The 21825-nt window shown below is 47.8% G+C and carries 17 protein-coding genes and 1 tRNA gene; 15 read left to right on the forward strand and 3 right to left on the reverse strand.

The annotated features are described in order from the left end of the window. Positions 1 to 21: 21 nt before the first annotated feature. Positions 22 to 1458 carry an asparagine--tRNA ligase gene (gene asnS, locus BM367_RS05645; RefSeq protein ID WP_092458802.1) on the reverse strand — a complete coding sequence of 479 codons (1437 nt, stop codon included), beginning with the start codon at positions 1456 to 1458 and terminating at the stop codon, positions 22 to 24. Between the two features lie 339 nt (positions 1459 to 1797). On the opposite strand from asnS, the gene rho reads away from it, so the two are divergent. The 8 genes from rho to BM367_RS05685 all read left to right on the forward strand — a co-directional run bounded on the left by rho (position 1798) and on the right by BM367_RS05685 (position 11769). Beyond that, complete coding sequence (rho, locus tag BM367_RS05650) at positions 1798 to 3408, forward strand: transcription termination factor Rho (protein ID WP_449649454.1); 1611 nt, start codon at positions 1798 to 1800, stop codon at positions 3406 to 3408. A 14-nt stretch (positions 3409 to 3422) separates the two neighbouring features. Beyond that, entirely contained in the window at positions 3423 to 4496 is a 1074-nt protein-coding gene (mnmH, locus tag BM367_RS05655) for a tRNA 2-selenouridine(34) synthase MnmH (RefSeq protein WP_092458804.1), read from the forward strand. Positions 4497 to 4508: 12 nt separating this feature from the next. Further along, positions 4509 to 5564 (forward strand): selenide, water dikinase SelD, encoded by a 1056-nt coding sequence (gene selD / locus BM367_RS05660; protein WP_092458806.1) that lies wholly within the window; start codon positions 4509 to 4511, stop codon positions 5562 to 5564. Positions 5565 to 5705: 141 nt separating this feature from the next. Continuing rightward, the gene (locus BM367_RS05665; RefSeq protein ID WP_092458808.1) at positions 5706 to 7325 is read left to right on the forward strand and encodes a carboxylesterase/lipase family protein; all 1620 of its coding nucleotides are present in this window, start codon (positions 5706 to 5708) and stop codon (positions 7323 to 7325) included. 63 nt (positions 7326 to 7388) lie between these two features. Further along, positions 7389 to 8285, forward strand: coding sequence for a hydroxypyruvate isomerase family protein (locus BM367_RS05670; protein ID WP_092458810.1), 897 nt, complete (start codon positions 7389 to 7391; stop codon positions 8283 to 8285). 36 nt (positions 8286 to 8321) lie between these two features. Then, positions 8322 to 10025: a GMC oxidoreductase gene (locus tag BM367_RS05675; protein WP_092458812.1), complete on the forward strand. Its 1704-nt coding sequence runs from the start codon at positions 8322 to 8324 to the stop codon at positions 10023 to 10025. Positions 10026 to 10051: 26 nt separating this feature from the next. Beyond that, positions 10052 to 10627 carry a gluconate 2-dehydrogenase subunit 3 family protein gene (locus tag BM367_RS05680; protein ID WP_092458814.1) on the forward strand — a complete coding sequence of 192 codons (576 nt, stop codon included), beginning with the start codon at positions 10052 to 10054 and terminating at the stop codon, positions 10625 to 10627. A gap of 164 nt (positions 10628 to 10791) precedes the next feature. Beyond that, entirely contained in the window at positions 10792 to 11769 is a 978-nt protein-coding gene (locus tag BM367_RS05685; protein WP_092458816.1) for an ion channel, read from the forward strand. Positions 11770 to 11797: 28 nt separating this feature from the next. On the opposite strand, the gene BM367_RS05690 is transcribed toward BM367_RS05685, so the two are convergent. Beyond that, a complete protein-coding gene (locus BM367_RS05690; RefSeq protein ID WP_092458818.1) occupies positions 11798 to 13915 on the reverse strand; it encodes a peptidylprolyl isomerase in 2118 nt (705 codons plus the stop codon). A gap of 467 nt (positions 13916 to 14382) precedes the next feature. Between BM367_RS05690 and nadA the strand changes: the two genes are divergently transcribed. From nadA to BM367_RS05720, 5 genes are all read left to right on the forward strand, one after another. Further along, complete coding sequence (gene nadA, locus BM367_RS05700) at positions 14383 to 15372, forward strand: quinolinate synthase NadA (protein WP_092458822.1); 990 nt, start codon at positions 14383 to 14385, stop codon at positions 15370 to 15372. 89 nt (positions 15373 to 15461) lie between these two features. After that, complete coding sequence (locus BM367_RS05705) at positions 15462 to 16979, forward strand: S41 family peptidase (RefSeq protein ID WP_177224119.1); 1518 nt, start codon at positions 15462 to 15464, stop codon at positions 16977 to 16979. A 98-nt stretch (positions 16980 to 17077) separates the two neighbouring features. Beyond that, on the forward strand, positions 17078 to 18649 hold the full coding sequence (locus BM367_RS05710) for a S41 family peptidase (protein ID WP_177224120.1): 1572 nt from the start codon (positions 17078 to 17080) through the stop codon (positions 18647 to 18649). Positions 18650 to 18683: 34 nt separating this feature from the next. After that, positions 18684 to 19685 carry a KpsF/GutQ family sugar-phosphate isomerase gene (locus BM367_RS05715; RefSeq protein ID WP_092458828.1) on the forward strand — a complete coding sequence of 334 codons (1002 nt, stop codon included), beginning with the start codon at positions 18684 to 18686 and terminating at the stop codon, positions 19683 to 19685. 13 nt (positions 19686 to 19698) lie between these two features. Beyond that, positions 19699 to 20781, forward strand: a complete 1083-nt coding sequence (locus BM367_RS05720) for a mannose-1-phosphate guanylyltransferase (RefSeq protein ID WP_092458830.1) — start codon at positions 19699 to 19701, stop codon at positions 20779 to 20781. A 5-nt stretch (positions 20782 to 20786) separates the two neighbouring features. On the opposite strand, the gene BM367_RS05725 is transcribed toward BM367_RS05720, so the two are convergent. After that, a tRNA-Thr gene (locus BM367_RS05725) sits at positions 20787 to 20863 on the reverse strand. Between the two features lie 90 nt (positions 20864 to 20953). Between BM367_RS05725 and nadD the strand changes: the two genes are divergently transcribed. Continuing rightward, a complete protein-coding gene (gene nadD, locus BM367_RS05730) occupies positions 20954 to 21526 on the forward strand; it encodes a nicotinate (nicotinamide) nucleotide adenylyltransferase (protein WP_092458832.1) in 573 nt (190 codons plus the stop codon). A gap of 77 nt (positions 21527 to 21603) precedes the next feature. After that, entirely contained in the window at positions 21604 to 21816 is a 213-nt protein-coding gene (locus BM367_RS05735) for a Z-ring associated ZapG family protein (protein WP_092458834.1), read from the forward strand. Positions 21817 to 21825 lie beyond the last annotated feature (9 nt).

Here is a 21825-nt window from a genome sequence, read left to right on the forward strand (position 1 = left end):
TCCACTGCAGAATATTTTCTTTTAAAACGCAATATTTTTGGGTGTTCTGGGAAATGGAATCACATCGCGGATATTGTTCATGCCAGTCACAAATTGTACCATTCGCTCAAAACCCAACCCAAATCCGGAATGCGGGCAACCTCCAAATCTTCTGCTATCAAGATACCAATACAATTCCTGCGGAGAAATATGCAACTCCTGCATCCGCTGCAACAGCCTGTCATAGCGTTCTTCACGCTGTGAGCCACCCACAATCTCACCAATACCTGGAAACAGAATGTCCATAGCCCTTACCGTGCGGCCATCATCATTCTGGCGCATGTAAAAAGCTTTGATTTCTTTCGGATAATCCGTAATAATCACCGGTTTTTTGAAATATTTTTCTACCAGATACCGCTCGTGCTCACTTTGCAGGTCCATGCCCCATTGTTCAACCGGAAATTGAAACTTTTTCTTTTTGTTATGCGGACTGTTTTTCAAAATCTCAAAAGCATCTGTATAGGTAATCCGTTCAAAAGGATTTTCCACCACGAAATGCAATTTTTCCAACAATTCCATTTCAAACCTTTCCTGCTGGGGTTTTTTGCTTTCTTCCTCTTTCAAGCGGGCAGCAAGCCATTGCAGGTCTGCAGGATGCTGCTCCAGTACAAACCGGATGATATACTTGATAAATTCCTCTGCCAGATCCATGTTATCGTTCAAATCATAAAAAGCCATTTCCGGTTCAATCATCCAGAACTCGGCCAGGTGGCGGGTGGTATTGGAATTTTCGGCCCGGAAGGTGGGACCGAAAGTGTAAATCCGGCTAAAAGCCAATGCACCCAGTTCGCCTTCCAGCTGACCGGATACGGTAAGATTGGCTTTGCGCCCAAAAAAATCCTGAGAATAATCTACTTCGCCCCGTTCATTCAGGGGAACATGCTGCAAATCGAGTGTGGTTACCTGAAACAGTTCCCCCGCGCCTTCTGCATCGCTGGCCGTTATGATAGGTGTGTGCAGGTAAATGAACCCTCGTTGATGAAAGAAATGATGAATGGCATAAGCCAGGCTGTGACGGATGCGGAATACGGCACCGAAGGTTTGCGTGCGCATGCGAAGATGGGCGTGTTCGCGCAGAAATTCCAGGCTGTGTTTTTTGGGCTGCAGGGGATAGGTTTCCGGATCACAATCTCCTAAAATTTCGATCTGGCTTGCTTTAAGCTCTACCTTTTGCCCGCGGCCTATGGAAGCTACCAGCTCGCCACGGGCCATGATGGCGGCTCCCGTGGTAATGCGTTTTAAAGTTGTGGCATCGAACTGAGCGGGATCAATAACTACCTGCAGATTCTCATGACACGAACCATCGTTTACCGCAATAAACTGATCATTCCGGAAGGTTCGCACCCAGCCTTTGATGGTCAACGAAGGCCTGGGTGGCTCCATCTGCAAGACTTCCTGAATACGAATATGATCTGGCATAGACAAGCTGAAAATAAGAACTTACAATCATTACACACGCGCCGGGCAAAAATATTAAACTTCATCCAGCCAGCACGAAAAATCAGCAAACAACGGAAACCCGAAAAATTTTGATATAATCAAAACTTGTTGTAATCTTGCACCAGCTTGGTTTGACTGTTCAAGTCTTACGCATTCTTCTCCTTGATTAACTCAAATCATTTTCTGAGAACGACCATAAGCCTGAAAACAGTGCTCATTGGTTTTGAATGATGGATAGAACACATGAATTAACGTGCCGATCGTAAACGCAAAGGATTTTCATGACATACGTATTTTGGTTAACTAACTCATTGTTACATGATGTATCAATTTTCGCAACTGAACGACATGCTTGATGTCGAGTTGATGGATATTGCAGCTCAATTCAATATCCCCGATGCTAACAAGTTAAGCCGTGAAGAGCTCATTCACCGCATTCTGGATGCTCAGGCTGAACAACACGCCGTGAATGGAGTAGAGGCGGCTGCCGAGGAAACCAGAAAACCCCGACGCAAACGCATTGCCCGCAAGCAACAGCCGGCACCGGAAGAAACCGCTGCTCCATCCCCGGCTGAAGCAACTGAAGAATCTGCCGAAGAATCGAAACGCACAACGCGCAGGGGCAGAAAATCAGCTGCATCGCAACAGCCAGAACCAATCGCTCCTCCTTTGGACGAAGATTCCTTGCTGCTCAGTTCGGATGTGGATAACGACGTAACCGTTGAGGTTCCGGAAGAAGAGCCCATTATCGAAGAACCCGCTGAAGAAGAAAAAACCCACGTGTCGCCCCGCGATGTGCATTTCAATATTGAATTTGACGGGGTGATCATCAGCGAAGGCGTGCTGGAAATGATGCCCGACGGCTATGGTTTCCTTCGCTCATCTGACTACAACTACCTGAGCTCCCCGGATGATATTTACGTATCGCCTTCTCAAATCAAGTTGTTCGGACTGAAAACCGGCGATACCGTGCAGGGTGCTGTCAGGCCGCCCAAGGAAGGAGAAAAATATTTTGCCCTGCTGAAGGTGGAAACCATAAATGGCCGAAAACCAGAAGAAGTGCGCGATCGGGTGCCGTTTGATTATCTCACCCCTTTGTTCCCCCACGAAAAACTAAACCTGGTTACCAGTGCCACCAATTATTCCACCCGCATCATGGACCTGTTTACTCCTATTGGAAAAGGCCAACGGGGGCTGATTGTGGCGCAGCCCAAAACCGGGAAAACCATGCTGCTGAAAGAGGTGGCCAACGCCATTGCCGCTAACCATCCGGAAGTGTATCTCATGGTGTTGCTGATTGATGAACGCCCGGAAGAGGTTACGGATATGGAACGAAGCGTGCGCGCTGAAGTCATTGCTTCTACTTTCGATGAACCAGCCGAAAAACATGTAAAAGTCTCATCCATCGTACTGCAAAAGGCCAAACGCCTGGTTGAATGCGGACACGATGTGGTCATTCTGCTCGATTCCATCACCCGCCTGGCCCGCGCCCACAATACCGTGATGCCGGCTTCGGGAAAAGTGCTTAGCGGCGGCGTGGAAGCCAATGCCCTGCACAAACCCAAACAATTTTTCGGGGCAGCCCGCAAAATTGAAAACGGTGGCTCACTCACCATTCTGGCTACGGCCCTCATCGATACGGGTTCCAAGATGGATGAAGTGATTTTTGAAGAATTCAAGGGCACTGGAAATATGGAGCTTCAGCTCGATCGTCGCCTGGCCAATAAACGCATTTTCCCGGCCATCGATCTGAACGCATCCTCCACCCGAAGAGAAGATTTGCTGCTGGAAAAAGACGTACTCCAGCGCATGTGGATTCTGCGCAAACACCTGGCCGATATGACAACCGAAGAGGCCATGACCTTCCTGCTGGATCACATGAAAGGTACGAAGAGCAATGAGGAATTTTTGATTTCCATGAATAGCTGATTCTGAAATGAATCATGCCCATTCACACAATATCGGTTGAAGAGTTTTTGCAATGGGTTGCTGCTGGGCATTTGCCAGTGATAGATGTACGCTCTCCTGCCGAATTTAACCATGCCCATGTTCCGGGAGCACATCACCTGCCCCTGTTTTCCGATGAGCAGCGGGCTATCGTGGGTACCATCTATCACCGGGAGGGCAAGCAAGCAGCTATCCGCGCCGGGCTGGATTTCTTCGGGCCGAAAATGCGAAACATCACAGAGCAGGCTGAAAGCATTTTAAAGAAATACCATCCTGATCAACAATCCGTTTGTTTGTATTGCTGGCGGGGAGGCATGCGCAGTAAGGCCATTGCATGGCTGCTCGACCTTATGGGATATTCCGTTTACCTGCTGCAGGGCGGATATAAAGCTTTTCGCAACGCCGTATTGCAGGGTTTTTCCCGTCCTTTGCCTATCAGGCTGATGGGCGGTTACACCGGATCCGGGAAAACCCGTATGCTGCATAAACTCCGGGAACAAGGAATTCCGGTTATCTCGCTGGAAGACCTTGCCCATCATCGTGGATCAGCTTTTGGCGACTTAGGCATGCCGCTGCAACCCACCCAGGAAATGTTTGAAAACCTGTTAGCCACGGAAATCTTCCGCCTGCTGCAGCACCCTGGTATCCGGGAAACGGGTATCTGGATGGAAGATGAAAGCCAGCGCATTGGCGATCTGGTGATTCCCCCCGCACTGTGGCAACAGATGCGAAAAGCACCTTTGTATTTTCTGGAAGTACCTTTCGAACAACGCCTGCAACAAATCGTAGCCGAATATGGGATTTATGACCGGGGGTTGATTGAAGCTGCTATCCTGCGCATCAGCAAACGACTGGGCGGAGCAGCTACCCAACAGGCACTGGATTATCTGCATGCCCGGCAAATAAAAGCTTGCTTTGAGATCTTGCTGCATTATTACGATAAGCTTTATCTGAAATCACTCCATCAACGCGACCCATCTGTTCCGGTACATCCGATTCCCGTGGAAAATGCATCAGAGCAACATATCATCGCATGCCTGAAACAGGCAGGTGTTTCCTGGTTTTCGTAAAAAAAGCATCACATGGACAATCCTTCGACAACAGCATTTCGCCTGACCCAATATGCACACGGAGCCGGCTGTGGTTGTAAAATTTCACCGGCCGTGCTGGAACAGATTCTACACCGTTCCGGCCCGCAGAGCATGTTCCCCGGCCTGTTGGTAGGCTATGAACACCGCGACGATGCAGCCGTTCTTGATCTGGGTAACGGACAAGCCCTGATTGCCACCACCGATTTTTTCATGCCAATTGTGGATGATGCGTATGATTTTGGTCGTATCGCTGCTACCAATGCCTTGAGCGATGTGTATGCCATGGGCGGCGAACCCGTTATGGCTCTGGCCATCCTGGGCTGGCCAGTAAACAAACTGCCCGCCTCGCTGGCTCATGAAGTGATAGAGGGCGCAAGGGCCATCTGCCATGAAGCCCGAATTCCACTGGCGGGTGGACATAGCATCGACGCTCCGGAGCCCATCTTTGGCTTGTGTGTGAATGGCATGGCTCCATTGGCTCACATCCGGAGAAATAATACCGTGCAAGCTGGCAATATCATTTTTCTTACTAAACCCATCGGCATCGGTATTTTGACCACTGCCCAAAAGAAGGGATTGCTGCGCACCGATCATCAGGCGCTTGCTACGAAATGGATGACTACGCTTAATAAAGCCGGCAGCTGGCTGGGCACACAACCGGCAGTTACGGCTATGACAGATGTTACGGGCTTTGGCCTGCTGGGGCATCTTCTGGAAATGGTGGATGGCAGCGATTGTTCCGCAATTCTGGATATTGCACGCGTCCCCCTGCTTACGGAAGCCCTCTGGGATTATATTTCGGCCGGAGCCGTGCCGGGTGGTACCCAACGCAACTGGGATAGCTACGGACACCTGGTTTCGCTGGCCAACATGCAATGGATGCCTTTGCTGGCCGACCCCCAGACAAGCGGGGGGCTGCTGTTTACGGTAAAACCCGATGCTGCTGCAGCGTTGATACACGAACTGAAATTGGTTTTTCCGGAAATGATTCCTTATGAAATCGGACAAATCATAAAAATGGGTGAAAAAAGCGTGATTGTTAGGTAAGCATCTCAAGCCCTTTTGCCTACTATTCGAAAAGAAAACCATTGAAGGCCGCATCCTCTGCGGAAATAAAAAATTTCAGTCCTCCGGTATTTTATTGACTTATCCGGAAGCAAACGCTATTTTGGGGCAAATTTTCCGGATATGTTATCTTTTCGAAAGTCAATTTACATCACTGCGACACTCTTGATTTCCTTACCAGCCGCCCATGCCCAAAGCCAATCTGCTGCAGCTCAGGCCCCCGTGGTGCGGGTCACAGGCGGGATGATTGCAGGCATATCGGATCCGAAACATCAGCTGCATATTTTTCTGGGCATACCCTATGCGGCCCCTCCGGTGGGCGAGTTGCGCTGGCGTGAACCTCAGCCGGTAAAGCCCTGGAATGGGGTGAAATCCTGTATCCATTTTGGCCACCGACCTATGCAAAAGCGCATTTTTGGCGACATGCGTTTTCGGTCCGATACGACGAGTGAAGATTGCTTGTATCTGAATGTATGGGCTCCCGCCCATCCGGGAAAATCGCCTTTGCCTGTGCTGGTTTATTTTTACGGCGGTGGATTTATAGCCGGCGATGGATCGGAATGGCGTTACGACGGGGCCAGTTTGGCACAAAAGGGAATTGTGGTGGTAACCGTAAATTATCGCCTGGGTATATTTGGATTTTTTGCCCATCCGGAACTTACCCGCGAATCACCCCATCATGCTTCGGGTAATTATGGCTTGCTGGATCAACAAGCGGCCCTGCAATGGGTACACGACAATATTGCCGCCTTTGGGGGCGACCCGAAAAGAGTCACAATTGCAGGAGAATCGGCTGGTTCTGTATCTGTTTGTGCCCAGATGGCTTCGCCTCTGTCAAAACATTTGATTGCGGGCGCTATTGGGGAGAGCGGAGCTATGATTAAGCCCACCATTCCAGCCGTGCCTCTGGCTGAGGCCGAAGCAGAGGGGCTGCGTTTTGCCGAACGCGTGGGGGCTCATAGCCTGCAGGAGCTGCGCGCCATCCCGGCTGAAAAGCTGCTGGATGAAGCCTCTCAACCGGGTGCATTTCGGGTAATGCCCTGTGTGGATGGTTATTTCTTTCCGCAAACGCCCGATTCCATTTTTGCTGCCGGTCAACAAGCCCATGTTCCCCTGCTGGTGGGCTGGAACTCCACCGAAGTCCCATACGTGGCCTTGATGCAAGGGAAAGCCCCCATGCCTGAAAATTACGCTTCTATCCTCCACGAATTGTTTGGAGCAGAGGCCGATGAAGCTATGCGCGTTTTCCCGGGTCATACGGAAGAGGAAGTTGTGCGCTCTGCCACAGAACTGGCCAGCGATCGGTTTATTGTGTACAGCACCTGGAAGTGGGCCCAGCTGCATCGCACAACAAGCCAGCAGCCTGTGTATGAATACATTTTCTCCCATCCCCGACCCGCTGAAACCCATCCCCAGCCGCAAACGCAATCTCCCAATCCGCCTCCCCTCAAAGGAGCCGGTCACTCCTGGGAAATTGAATATGCCCTTGGCAACCTGGCAACCAATCCGGTGTATGCCTGGACTCCCGAAGACTACCAGGTGTCCCGCATGATGGAAAATTATTTCGCACAGTTTATCAAAACCGGGAACCCCAACGGCCAAGGCCTTCCCGAATGGCCAGCCAATAGACCCGGCAAACCGGTTTATTACATGCATATTGACGTCCGAAGCGGTGCTATGCCCGAAACTCCCCGGCAACGAGCGCAGTTTATGTTTCTGGATCAGTGGTACAAAACTCATTGATCAATATTTTTTGGGTAGCTATTGAAAAAGTGATATTTTACACGCGCTGTATTGCTTTAAAACATGTCTACGCCCACTACCCGCAGAGATGTCATAAAAACAATTGTACTGGGATCGGCCTGGATGGCAGCTCCCTCCGCGGTAAATGCTTTCCTGCCGGAGCCTGATCAGATCGGAAACCCTTGCTGGAACGGCCGCATCCATCATTCAGCCTGTTACTGGTGCTACCAGAGCATTCCCCTTGATGATTTCTGCGCAGCTCTCCGACAGATGGGGCTTGCTGCTATTGATCTGCTTCAACCCAACCAGTTTGAAATTGCCAAAAACCACGGCCTGGAAGTAAGCATGTGTTACGGTGGCGATCTGGGTATCCCGCGTGGATGGAACAATCCTGACCTGCACGACCAGCTGGTAAAAAATTACAGCGAAAACATACCCGTAATTGCCAAATACGGATTCAAAAACGTGATTTGTTTTTCCGGAAACCGAAACGGCATGGACGATGAAACCGGCCTTCAAAATTGCGTACTGGGCTTGAAACGAATTTTACCGATTGCCGAAAAATACAAGGTTACGATGGTCATGGAACTGCTGAACAGCAAGGTGGACCATCACGACTATATGTGCGATCATACGGCATGGGGCGTGGAATTGTGCAAGAGGCTGGATTCTGAATATTTCAAATTGCTGTTTGATATCTACCACATGCAAATCATGGAAGGCGATATCATTCGAACCATCCGAGAAAACCATGCCTATATTGCTCATTACCATACTGGAGGCGTTCCCGGCCGGCATGAAATTGATGATACGCAGGAGTTGTATTACCCGGCAATCATGCGGGCCATTGCAGAGACTGGCTTTCAGGGGCATGTGGCTCAAGAATTTATCCCCACAGCCCATGACTCGGCCGGTAAATTATCGGCCTTGAAAAAATGTATCCAGATTTGTGATGTATAAAAACCAGACTTTTTATTACCCAAAACCTATGTGTATATGAACCTGAATACCGAAGCCGTCAAACAAAACACCTACGATGCCATTGTGGTGGGCAGTGGCATCAGCGGTGGCTGGGCAGCCAAAGAACTTACCGAAAAAGGATTAAAGACTTTACTCCTGGAACGTGGCCGTAACATCAGACACGTTGTTGACTACACCACGGCCATGAAAGCGCCCTGGGAATTCAAACATCGTGGGCGTCTGACAAATGAAATGCGTCGCACCCATCCTGTTCAGTCGCGCGACTATCCTTACAGTGAATTCAATCCGGATTTCTGGGTAAACGATCTTGAAAATCCTTATATCGAAACCAAACGGTTTGATTGGTTTCGCGGATATCATGTGGGCGGCCGCTCGCTGATGTGGGGCCGACAGAGCTATCGCTGGAGTGATCTGGATTTTGAAGCCAATCTCCGGGATGGTGTGGGTGTGGATTGGCCTATTCGCTATAAAGACCTTGCTCCCTGGTATGATTACGTGGAATCTTTCGCAGGCATCAGCGGCAATCGCGATGGCCTGCCCCAGCTGCCGGACGGAAAATTTCTGCCTCCAATGGAAATGAATTGTGTGGAAAAAGTGGTGGCGCAGCGCATCAATGAAAAGTTTAAAAACACGCCACGCCGCATGATCATAGGCCGCTGTGCCAACCTCACGGTTCCCCACAATGGGCGCAGCAATTGCCAGTACCGAAATCTATGCAGCCGCGGTTGTCCATACGGCGCCTATTTCAGCACCCAATCAGCCACGCTGCCGGCAGCCATGGCCACCGGCAACCTCACGCTTCGACCTTACTCCATTGTCACCGAAGTGATGTACGACAAGGATAAAAAACGTGCCACCGGCGTGCGTGTGCTGGATGCGGAAACCATGCAGACCTATGAGTTTTATGCCCGCATCATCTTCCTGAATGCATCTACCCTGGGCACAACCTGGATCCTGCTTCATTCCACTTCCGATGCATTTCCCAACGGACTGGGCAATAGCAGCGGCCAGGTAGGTCATAATCTCATGGATCACCATTTCCGTTGCGGTGCCTCCGGTGAAATGGAAGGATTTGAAGACCAATATTATTTCGGGCGTAGAGCCAATGGCATTTACATTCCCCGCTTCCGCAACATTGGAAAAGAAAAGCGCGATTATATCCGGGGCTTTGGGTACCAGGGCGGTGCCAGCCGGGAAAACTGGCAAAGGGGTGTGGCCGAAATGGGCTTTGGTGCTGATTTCAAGGAAGAAATCTCCAAACCGGGTATTTGGACGATGGGGCTGGGTGGCTTCGGCGAAACATTACCCTACTACGAAAATAAAGTGACGCTCGACTACAGCAAGAAAGACAAATGGGGCCTGCCAGTCCTGAACATCGACTGTGAGTTCCGCGAAAACGAAAAAAAGATGCGGCAAGATATGATGAACGATGCCGCTGAAATGCTGGAAGCCGCCGGTTGCAAAAACGTAAAGACCTTCGATGCTGGCTCCTGGCCGGGCATGGCTATTCACGAAATGGGCACCGCCCGCATGGGTCGCGATCCCAAAACTTCTGTGCTGAATGCTTTCAACCAGATGCACGATGTCAAAAACGTATTCATCACCGACGGCTCATGTATGACCTCGTCTGCCTGCCAAAACCCATCGTTAACCTATATGGCGCTTACGGCCAGAGCCGCCGATTATGCTGTGCGAGAACTGAAAAAAGGAAATATCTGATTGTTCATCCTTAAAATTCTTCCACCATGAATCGTCGTGAAGCTATTCGCCAGGTTGCCTTGCTCATGGGTGGCGCCCTTTCGGCTGGTACCCTGAGCATTGTGCTCGACAGTTGCCACCATGAACCGGAAAACATTACCGATCATTTTACCGATACCCACAAGCAAACCATTACCGCGCTTGCCGACCTGATTTTGCCACGGACTGATACGCCTGGAGCCCTGGATGCAGGCGTCCCGGATTTTGTGGTGATGATGATCAACGAATGCTATCCGGATGATGAGCGTAGCCAATTCCTGGAAGGCTTAAATGCATTCAACCATCAATGTGAACAGCAATATGGAAAGTTATTCCCCAATTGCTCGCCAGCTCAGCAAAAGGAATATCTGACTACCGTGGAAAAACACGTATTGGGTGAGCAAAACACAAAAGACTCCCATGATCCGGTTTCCTATTTCTATCGCACTTTTAAGGAGCTTACCCTGCTTGGATTCTTTACTTCCGAACCCGGCGCCACAAAAGCATTGGTTTATGTGCCCATACCCGGAAAATATGAGGGTTGTATCCCGCTGAAGCCTGGCCAGCACGCCTGGGCAATGTGAATAATCTACAATTCAAATATTTTCATTGTACCCCGATGTCGCAAAAGCCTCATCGGGGTTTTTGTTTGCGACAGATCTAATATTCCACCCTTCTTTTGTGTGCACGCAAAGCCGTTTAATATCTACCTTGTTGTTTAGATTCATAATTTTTCCAAATTTTCAATATGGCATTGCGCAAACGCATCAATCCACGCTCCACGCCAAACCCCGATACTGGTTTCGGCACCAATCCCTCCAGTTATGGCGGACGATTTTTGAACAAAGATGGATCTTACAACCTCATCAAGCGCGGCGTTCCTTTCTTCACGCGCATCAGCGTGTTTCAAAGTCTGATTGCCATGCCACTGTGGGCGTTTATTGGCATCATCATGCTTTTTTTCATCGCCATTAATTTTTTGTTTGCCCTGCTATATATCGCACTGGGTACCGAGCACCTGAATGGCGTGGTTTCCCGTGATTTTGCGGGACGATTTTCAGAAACCTTTTTCTTTAGCGCACAAACCCTCACCACAGTGGGTTATGGACACGTCAGTCCCGTTGGATTCTGGACCAGCCTTACGGCTTCTTTTGAAGCGTTATGTGGGTTGATGACTTTTGCCATTGTAACGGGATTGGTGTATGGACGTTTTGCCCGCCCGCGTGCATACCTGCGCTTCAGCAAACACGCACTTATCGCGCCCTATCAGGAAGGCGTGGGCTTAATGTTTCGCATGGTATGCTATAAAGACAAACACAATTTAATCGATGCCTCGGTGCGGGTAAATCTGGGGCTGAACATAGAAGAGCAAGGCAAACAAGTGTACAAATTCTATGCTTTGAATTTAGAAAGATATCGCATTGATACCCTGAACATGAACTGGACGGTGGTGCATCCAATCAATGAAAATAGCCCGCTGCGCGGCTTCACCACAGAAGACCTTGCACATGCCGAAGCAGAGCTTTATGTACAGGTTTCTGGCTTTGATGAAGTTTTCTCTACAACGGTAGTTCAAAAAACCTCTTATACCTTCGATGAAATCATATTTGGCGCTCGCTTCGTGCCCATGTACCACGAATCTGCCGATCAATCGACTACCATCCTCGATGTAGATAAACTGGATGCGTATGAACGCGTACATTTGCCGCCATTCTCAGATTCATAAGAATATATCCCTATTTTCACGCCCGGGTTTACTGATATTTGATTCGATTATCTACGATGTGGCTGTTTTCTTTTAGCATATCGAACAACTGGGCGATGATATCGGACTGGCGAGTGGATTCCATATTTTGGCGCAGGCTTTCTGCAGAAATGCCTGGCGCTTCCTGATAAAGCGAATCTACCTGCAGATAATACACCCCATTGTTACCTGGAATTGCCGGCGAAATTGTGTGAGGCTTAAGCTGACGATAAAACACATAACCGATCACCTTCGGTTCAAATCCTGCACCCGGCACATAAGGAGCTGTGAAATTGACGTGCTGGGCTTCCTGTACCGAAAACTTCCATTGGGAAGCAAGGCTATCCAGTGAAGCGGGTTTGCCAACTTTTTCTGCTATCATCTTAGCTTTTTTCTGTCGGATGATTTCAGCAGCTATTTGCGGCCTGACTTCTGCCAGCGGAGCCACGCCTTTTTTGCGGATCTGGGTTAACACGGCCACCACATAGCGATTGTTCAGGCTGAATACATTCGACACCTGATTGAGTTTGGCGTCATTGTACATCCACTGAATGAGTGCGCGCGCCTGACCGATCCCTGGAATCACATAATCAGTGGGATATACTTCCGCGGCTTGACGTACAGTTAATCCTTGCTTGCGCGCGTTTTGTTCAAAGGCTTCGCGCGTCTGGCTCATTCCGGCAAACTGGCTGGCTTGGCTGAATACTTCATTATCTGTTTGCTGACTGGGTACAATTTGTTTTGATAAAAAGGCCACCTTGGCCATGGGTTGAAAATGGCGCTGATCCAGAATTTGAATGTAAAAATATCCCAGGCTGCTTTTCACCACTTCATGACTTCCTTTTTTTCCATCAAACAAAATAAACTGCCTGACTTCCGGACTGAAATTAGGATCCTGCACCTGTTCTGCACTGAAGGTATAATGCCCACCCTGCTGACGGCTGCCTGGATCATCTGAATATCGCAAAGCTAACTGATCAAATGAAGCTCCGTGTTCGATGGCTGTTGCTATGCTGTCAATCCGCTGTTTGGCTATAGAGTCGGGGGTGGATTGAGTACTGATCAATATCAACCGAACTTCCATTGTATCGGGTAATACTTTCTTGTCTATCATCCTGGCAATGGTATAACTTCCATTATCCAGATAAGGACCCATTATTTGTCCAGGCGCCAGCGCAAACACTTCCTCGCGCTGGGAAGTCATCAGCCGATCTTGGGGTTGATAACCATCGTAAAAAGGAATATCAGAATTGCGGTTGATGAAACCTGGCAGGTTTTGAAGCGTGGTTTGCTGAAAGTCTGTTTTCAGGGTGTTCAGTTGTTTTAAAATCTGTGCACTGTCAGCCGGCGTGGGAATCACATCAAAAGACACATATTCAATACCGCGACTGGCTTCTTGTTTAAATAATGCCTGATGTGTATCAAGATACTGCTGAAGCTCCTGGTCTGTATATTTCACGGCACTATCGGGAATCGTGGAATAGGGAACAGACACATAATGAACCGTGGCATTTGTACTGCGGTCCTGCAGATCTACCTGGGCAAGCCACTTGGGATAATAAATGGATTGCCTGACCAGATCATAAAATTTGCGTTGGGGAATGGAACGCAACAAATACTGCTGTATCTGATTCCAGAATTGCCGGGCCTGGCCTGTCTGATCTTGATCCATATTGCGGATGAACTGTACCACCCGACCCGGATCGAATTCGCCTGTCTGCGGATTTTTGAAAATCGGAATGGCTTGAATCTGCGGATCTGCATCGGGTGTAGCCGTCCGATCCACAATTTCTTCATTGGTAACCATAATGCCCAGCTTTTGATATTCATCACCCAAAATCACATCGCTCAACAGCTGGTTCCATATCTGTTCCCGGATCTGCTGGCGGGCATCCTCCGTGAGGTTTGGATTCTGCTGGCGGGCAGCATTCTCGGCTTCCTGCTCCATATTACTGAATTCCGTGATAGGAATTCCCTCTCCGTTGATGACCGCTACATCATTGCTGTGATGAAAAAAAGAGCGCGGACCCACAAAGGCATCCATCAACAAGAAAGCAATCAAGCTTACACAGATGGCCACCACCATCAGGGTAGCGTATTTCTCCCGAATCTTCTGAATAACCGACATATTAAAAATTTAATTTCTATTTTGAGGCAAGCAAAAATAGAATAAAATACCTGTACCGGCAAAACCCAACACACAGCCATTGCATGTGAATTAAAGCTTAAAAAACCGTTCAACTGTTGTGGATGAGTTGAGTATAAACCAGGAAAAACCATCCCGCGGATGCGTTTTTACCCTCATTCTGCTTCTACGCTCTGATTTTTTACCCGATCTGTTCCTTTTAAAAAAGCGGTTTTCCACTCAATCGGTAAAAGCATTTTATCCACTACCCGGTTTTCCACTTTCCGTGAAAAACCAAAAAATTGCTTTGCTGTTATGAAATTCCACGTGTGGAAATCAAGTGAAATAAACCTCCACACATGATGAATATCTAATTTTGCAAGCAGATCGTTAAATTTTTCTCCACATATCCACAAGGTTAATAGTAATAGGCTTTTTAAAATAACTTTCCAATATCAATTATTATCACCATGATTACAACTGTGGAAAATGAATTAGCAACCTATGGATACTTGCAACGACCTGTTGATCCGTATCTGAATCTGGTTGAAGAAATCCAGGCTTTAAAGCGGGAAAAAAATGCCGTCATTCTGGCGCATTATTATCAGGAGTCTGAAATTCAGGACCTGGCTGATTATATTGGTGATAGCCTGGGATTGTCTCAGGAAGCGGCTCGTACGGATGCGCGGATGATTGTGTTTGCCGGGGTACATTTTATGGCAGAGGTGGCTAAAATCATTTGTCCCGATAAAAAAGTGGTTTTGCCTGACCTGAAGGCCGGATGTTCGTTGGCTGATAGTGCACCTGCCGATGCTTTCCGGAGGTTTCGAGAACAATATCCCGATCATGTGGTGATTTCCTATATCAATTGTTCAGCCGAAGTGAAAGCCCTGAGCGATATCATTTGCACATCATCCAACGCTGAAAAAATCATCCGCAGTGTACCGCCGGAAAAGCCTATCATTTTTGCACCGGATAAAAATCTCGGAAAATATTTGATTAAAAAGACCGGCCGGGATATGCTTCTGTGGAATGGTTCCTGTATGGTGCATGAAATATTTTCCGTTGAAAAAATCACCCGACTCAAAATGCGCTATCCGGATGCCAAATTGATTGCCCACCCGGAATGTGAGGAAGCTGTGCTTAGTATGGCTGATTATATTGGAAGCACCACGGGATTGTTGAATTTTGTGGGAAGGGATACAGCTAACACCTATATTGTGGCTACAGAGGCTGGTATTCTGCATCAGATGGAAAAGCATTATCCAGATAAAACTTTTATCCCAGCACCCCCAGAGAATAATTGCGCCTGCAATAACTGTCCACACATGAAGCTGAATACCCTCGAAAAACTGTATCTCTGCCTGAAATATGAACAACCGGAAATTGTGCTGGATGAAGATTTGCGTCAAAGAGCCTATCGTCCTCTGGCCCGCATGCTGGAAATTTCTGCCGGGTAAATTTTAATATTTTTTGTAATTTGTCTTGTATATTCACAACCTTTTTAGCCTTTTTTACGTTCATGATTGTGAAATAAATGCATCCACCTATGAAAAGATCTTTTTTTTCTCGAAATGTATTAAGTTCTTTGTTATTGGGATTGATATTGGCTGCTGGTGCGGGTTGCAAAAAAAATCATAACAACAATCCTCCTACATCCAACACGATCTCTGAAGAAGATTCCCTGAAATACTACATTTATCACTACATGCTCGTTACATTCGACGATGGAGCAATGGCTTATTATCATGATTCTTTGCCATTGTACCTGTGGTATCATCAGGTGCCCACCAGCACCATCAATCCTTTCGATGATACTAAATATCCCAAGGGAGAAGATTTATTAAATGCCATCATTAGTTATCCTATAAATCCGCAAACAGGAAAAGCTATTGATCGTTATAGTTTTCTGGACAGGCAGGGTGCGGTTTCTGGTTTGATTCAAGGGGGAATCACGGGAGATATGGGTTTTCAGCCGGCTTATGCTTACGATAATAATAATCAACTTCATCTCGTGGTGTTGTATGTGTATAAGAATTCTTCTGCCGGTCAGCAGGGCGTACAACGGGGATGGGAGATTACAGCCATCAATGGAAATACCAATATTTCAGATCAAAACCTGGTGGTGAATGCACTCTACAATTCACAAAGTGCACAATTTACTTTCAAAAAGCGGGATGGTTCGTCTGTTACCCTCACCATCCAGGCCACACAGTATCAAGTAAATCCGGTGTTGTTTGATACGGTGTATACTTTGTCCAATGGGAAAAAAGTGGGCTATTTTGTATTTAACCAATTTATTGACATATACGATTCCAATAACAATCCTACTGAAACGAAGAATGAATTGGATGCTGTTTTTCAAAAATTTAAAGATTCAGCTGTTAGCAGCATCGTCATAGATGAACGTTACAATGGCGGAGGAGCTGTTTCAACGGCTGAATACATTGACAACACATTGGCTCCAGCCAGCGCCAATGGAAAGATTATGTATACTTATGTGTACAATGATCGGCTCACAGCTCATGCGAGTGATCTCCAATTACCCATTAATATTAATTTTCAGAATACAGGCTCCTTCAATTTGGAACATGTGTTTTTTATTGTCTCACGCAATACTGTATCGGCCAGTGAGCTTACGATTAACAACCTGAAGCCTTACATGGATGTGCAACTGGTAGGTGATACTACTTATGGGAAGCCTGTGGGCTTTTTTGGATGGCCTATTGAGTATGATTCCGCCGGAACGCAAAAACATGTTGCCGATCTATATTCCGTGAATTTTCAGACAAAAAATGCCACAGGATATGGGGATTATTTCACCGGAATGGTGCCGAATAAACTGGAATACGACTACATAGGTTACAACTGGGGAGACCCCAATGATCCCAATCTGCAGGATGTGTTCAATTATCTGACCACTGGCAATTACCGAACCACATCCGCTGCCCGGTTAGCAAGTCAGCCACAACAATACCGGGTAATTCAAGGAAGTTTGCCCCTGAAGCGTTTTGAAGGGATGGTAAATTACCGGGCTGCTGGTATGTTTAAGCCTTATCTCAGGTAGTGCATTCAAAAGATGTTTCATTTTTTTGACGTTGTATTTTTCCTATGCCCCTCCGCCATTTGATCCGAAAAACAAAAAAGATCCGGATAAGCGATTGGTTGCCAGTTTTTGCTTGTAGCTTGTTGCTGCTTGGTACTGCTGTATGGCAGACAGGTTGCCGCAAACACCAGGACGCACAACCAGCTACCGATACATCTCAGCAAAACTCCGGATCTTCTGTTCTGGGTTCCCGCGATGAAGATTCCCTGAAATATTATATCCACCGGCTCATGCTGGTCACCATTACCGAGGGAGCAGATACAGTAACCAAAATCCCGCAATACCTCTGGTACAAAGCGGTGCCTACGAACATTGATCCTTTTAGTGCGTCGTTTCCTAAAGCAGAAGACTTGCTGAACTATATCATCAGTTTCCCTCAAAACCCATCAGATCGTTACAGTTTTCTGGATCGCACCGGACAGATTTCCAGCCAGATTCAAAACGGGCAGAGCGGACTTGGATTTTCGCCGGGAATACCGCTTTCATCGGGAACCACCAACGGGGATATGGGTTTTGAAGTAGCCCCGGCACAGGCTAATAATCAGATTTACTGGTTTGTGCTGTATGTGTATAAAAATTCTTCTGCCGGTCAGCAGGGCGTACAGCGCGGCTGGCAACTGACAGCCGTGAATGGAGCTACCAACTTCAGTACCACAACACTTTCCAATGCACTCTACAACAGCAATTCGGCCCAGTTTACCTTTAAAAAACCAGATGGCACCAGCACCACCCTCACCATCACGGCTACCAATTACACCCTGACGCCGGTGCTTTTTGATACGGTATTTTATTTTGGAAGCAAGCCTGTGGGCTATTTTGTGTTCAATCAATTCATTGATGTGTACGATGCCAATGGCAATCCCACCGAAACCAAAAATGAACTGGATCGAGTCTTCACCCAATTCAAATCTGCCGGGGTAAAAGATGTGATTGTGGATGAACGATACAATACGGGCGGTTCGGTAACCACGGTTGCTTATTTGGACAGCCTACTGGCGCCGACCAGTGCAGCCGGTAAGCTTATGTACAGCTATGTGTATAACGACCGGATTACTACCTATCTGGATCAACTGAATGGATTTCCGCAGAAAGTATATTTTGGAAATGCAACTGGCGGACTTCAGCTGGATCATGTGTTTTTCATTACCAGCCGCAATACCGTTTCAGCCAGCGAATTAACCTTTAACAACCTGAAGCCGTATATGTCTGTACTCACGGTGGGCGATACTACCTACGGAAAACCCGTTGGCTTTTTTCAATGGTCCATCAGCGATTATGATTCCCTGGGCCGGGTACAACACCTGGCTGATTTGTATGATGTGAATTTCCAAACACAAAATGCCAACGGTGAAGGCAATTATTTCCAGGGAATTCCACCCAACAGCCTGCAACCCGATTATATTGACCTAAATTGGGGCGATTTGCGGGATGCGAATTTGCAGGCCATACAGAATTATATTCTTTCCGGAAGCTTCCGCCAGTCGGCATCCTTGTTCCGCTCAGTCACGGCATCCGGAGCATATGCCCGGATTTCTTCCTCCGGGACAGACATGCAGCTTCCATCAGGGGCGTACCGTTTCAAAGGAATGGTTTTGTTTCAATCGGGTCAGAACAGCTGGCGGGTGAAATAAAAACTGATAGAATTATCCGAATTTCGCAACCGTTATGGCCCACCCCTCCCGGCATACGGATTTGCCTGCGTTGACGGATGCAGAAATTCTGGATATCGCCCGGAACACACTTGCCAAAGAAGCAGAAGCCCTGCAGCAAATAATTGCCTATCTGGACGATGCCTTTATTCAATCTGTACGGTTGATTGCTTCCTGTCCGGGGAAAGTAGTGATTACCGGTATCGGTAAAAGTGCCATTATTGCTCAGAAAATTGTTGCCACCTTTAACTCAACCGGTACGCCGGCCATATTCATGCATGCAGCCGATGCTATTCATGGCGATTTGGGTATGATTCAGCCAGAAGACGTGGTTATCATGCTTTCCAAAAGCGGAGAATCGCCGGAAATCAAAGTGCTTTTGCCACTGATTAAAAACTTTCGTACCCCGGTTATTGCCATTGTGGGCAATATGCAATCTTCTTTAGCCCGACAGGCTGATTTTGTACTCAACACCACCGTAAGCCAGGAAGCCTGCCCCAACAACCTGGCACCTACTTCCAGCACCACAGCGCAGCTGGCCATGGGCGATGCGCTGGCTACGGCATTGATTCGCCTTAAGGGTTTTAGTGCGGAAGATTTTGCTAAATTTCATCCAGGAGGCACCCTGGGAAAAAAATTGTATTTGCGGGTCAGGGATCTTTCTGTGCACAACGCCAAACCCAGCGTCAGCCCGGATACTTCCATTCGGGAAGTCATTCTGGAGATGACAGGCGGCAGGCTGGGCATTACGGCTGTGGTGCATCAGGATAAACTGGTGGGGGTGATTACCGACGGGGATTTAAGGCGCATGATGGAAAAATATGAACAATTTCAGCAACTCAAGGCCCGCGATGTGATGACCATGCAACCGAAAACCATTCACCGGGATGCACTGGCCGTGGAAGCCCTGCAGCTGATGCGTCAGCACAATATTACCCAGGTGGTGGTGCTGGACTCCAACGGTCGATACGATGGCATCATCCATCTGCATGATCTGATCCGGGAAGGATTGATATAAAGAAACTTCTGTCATGAATAAACATGCTTATGTGATCATTATGGCTGGTGGCATTGGAAGCCGGTTTTGGCCAGTAAGCCGGGCCGATAAGCCCAAGCAGTTTCTCGACATCCTGAACACAGGAAAAACTTTGATTCAGCACACCTACGACCGTTTTCTTCGTTTCATGCGACCGGAAAATATCCTGGTCATTACCCATCATCAGTATGTCCCACTTGTCAAAGAGCAATTACCTGATTTGCCGGAAGAAAATATCCTGGCCGAACCCTCGCGCAAAAACACAGCTCCCTGCATCGCTTATGCTTCATTCAGGATTCACAAACAGGATCCGCATGCCAATTTGCTTTTTGCACCGGCCGATCACCTGATTCTGGAAGAAACCAGTTTCACCAAAACCTGCCTGGAAGCGTTCCAGTTTGTGAATGGCCGGGATGCATTGCTCACCTTTGGCATTAAGCCCACGAGGCCCGATACCGGTTATGGGTATATTCAATATGAACCCCAGAAAAACATTGACCATATTTTCAAAGTCAAAACTTTCACCGAAAAACCCGATCTGGAACTGGCCAAGACATTTCTGAAAAGCGGCGATTTCCTCTGGAATGCCGGGATATTTGCCTGGGATGTGCGAAAAATCCTGGAAGCCTTTCAGCGGCTGCAGCCGGAGATGTATGAGCTTTTTTCAGCGGCTTCTGAAGCGATGCTCACGCCCGAAGAACCGGAAGTGATGGAGATGACTTATGCACAATGCACCAATATTTCCATTGATTATGCCATCATGGAAAAAGCTGAAAATGTGTATGTCATCCCTTCCGATTTCGGATGGAGCGACCTGGGCACCTGGAATTCGGCTTATGAAAACATGCCCCGCGATTATTTGGAAAATGCGGTGGCTGCCCGCGATGTGTTGATTGTAGATGCTACCCGTTGCATGGTGCACAGCAGTGGCCAGCGCCTGCTGGTACTGCAGGGACTGGATGATTTCATCGTGGTAGACACGCCCGATGTGTTACTCATTTGCAAGAAAGACCACGAACAGGAGATCAAAGAATATGTCGCGGAAGTCAAACGAAATATAGGAGAAAAATACCTATAAACAACTGGAGCCTCCCATGGGATTTGAACCCACGACCTGCTATTTACGAAACAGCCGCTCTAACCAGCTGAGCTAAGGAGGCTTTTCTGCCTGCAGGCAGAAGTTTTTCGGCTGCAAACCTACAGAATTTCCGCAATTTTGTCGGCAAACCTCCATACTCCGGCTTGTCAACATGAAAATTGGACTTTTCTTTGGCTCATTTAATCCCATCCATCACGGGCACCTGATCATAGCCAGCTATATGGCTTATGAAACCGATCTGGATAAGGTCTGGCTAATGGTGAGCCCGCAAAATCCGTTTAAACCCACAGGTTCCCTGCTAAATGAATATCAGCGCCTGCATCTCGTACAGCTGGCTGTGGACGGCGATCCCCGGCTGGAAGCCTCTGCCGTGGAATTTTCCCTGCCCAAACCTTCCTATACCGCCGATACCTTGGCTTATTTGTTTGAAAAATATCCCCACCACCAGTTTGCCTTGATTATGGGAAGCGACAGCCTGCAGAATTTTCCCAGGTGGAAAAATGCAGGCTGGATTCAGGCACACGTGGGTTTTTACATTTATCCGCGCGCGGGTTTTCCGGTAAAACCAGAAGATTTACCTCCACAAGGCCAAATCGTTCAGGCTCCTTTGCTGGATATTTCAGCTTCCCTGATCCGGAGACGCATCCGGGAAGGTAAGCCCATCCGCTATCTGGTACCAGATTCCGTAGCACGGGAAATCGAAAACAGCCATTATTACAGATGAAAACCTCATGCACAATTGTTGATAAAGAAGGTTTTGCGTAATTTGAGCTACACAAACCTTTGTAAAATTTCAGACATATGGCAGATTCGAAATGGAAAGATACCAGCGCTTTTTTGCTGGGGGTCGCTGTGGGCGCTATTATTGGCTATTTCCTGCATTCCGAAAAGGTAGATGAAATTGTAGATGAAATGAAAGCAAAACTGAACAAGTGGCGAGCCGATATCGAAGATCAGCTGGATAAAGGGGCTTCCTGGCTGCAGGAAATGACCTCACAGGAAGATGCATCATAAGCCGAGTAT

It is taken from the genome of Thermoflavifilum thermophilum (assembly GCF_900116565.1).
Taxonomy (GTDB): domain Bacteria; phylum Bacteroidota; class Bacteroidia; order Chitinophagales; family Chitinophagaceae; genus Thermoflavifilum; species Thermoflavifilum thermophilum.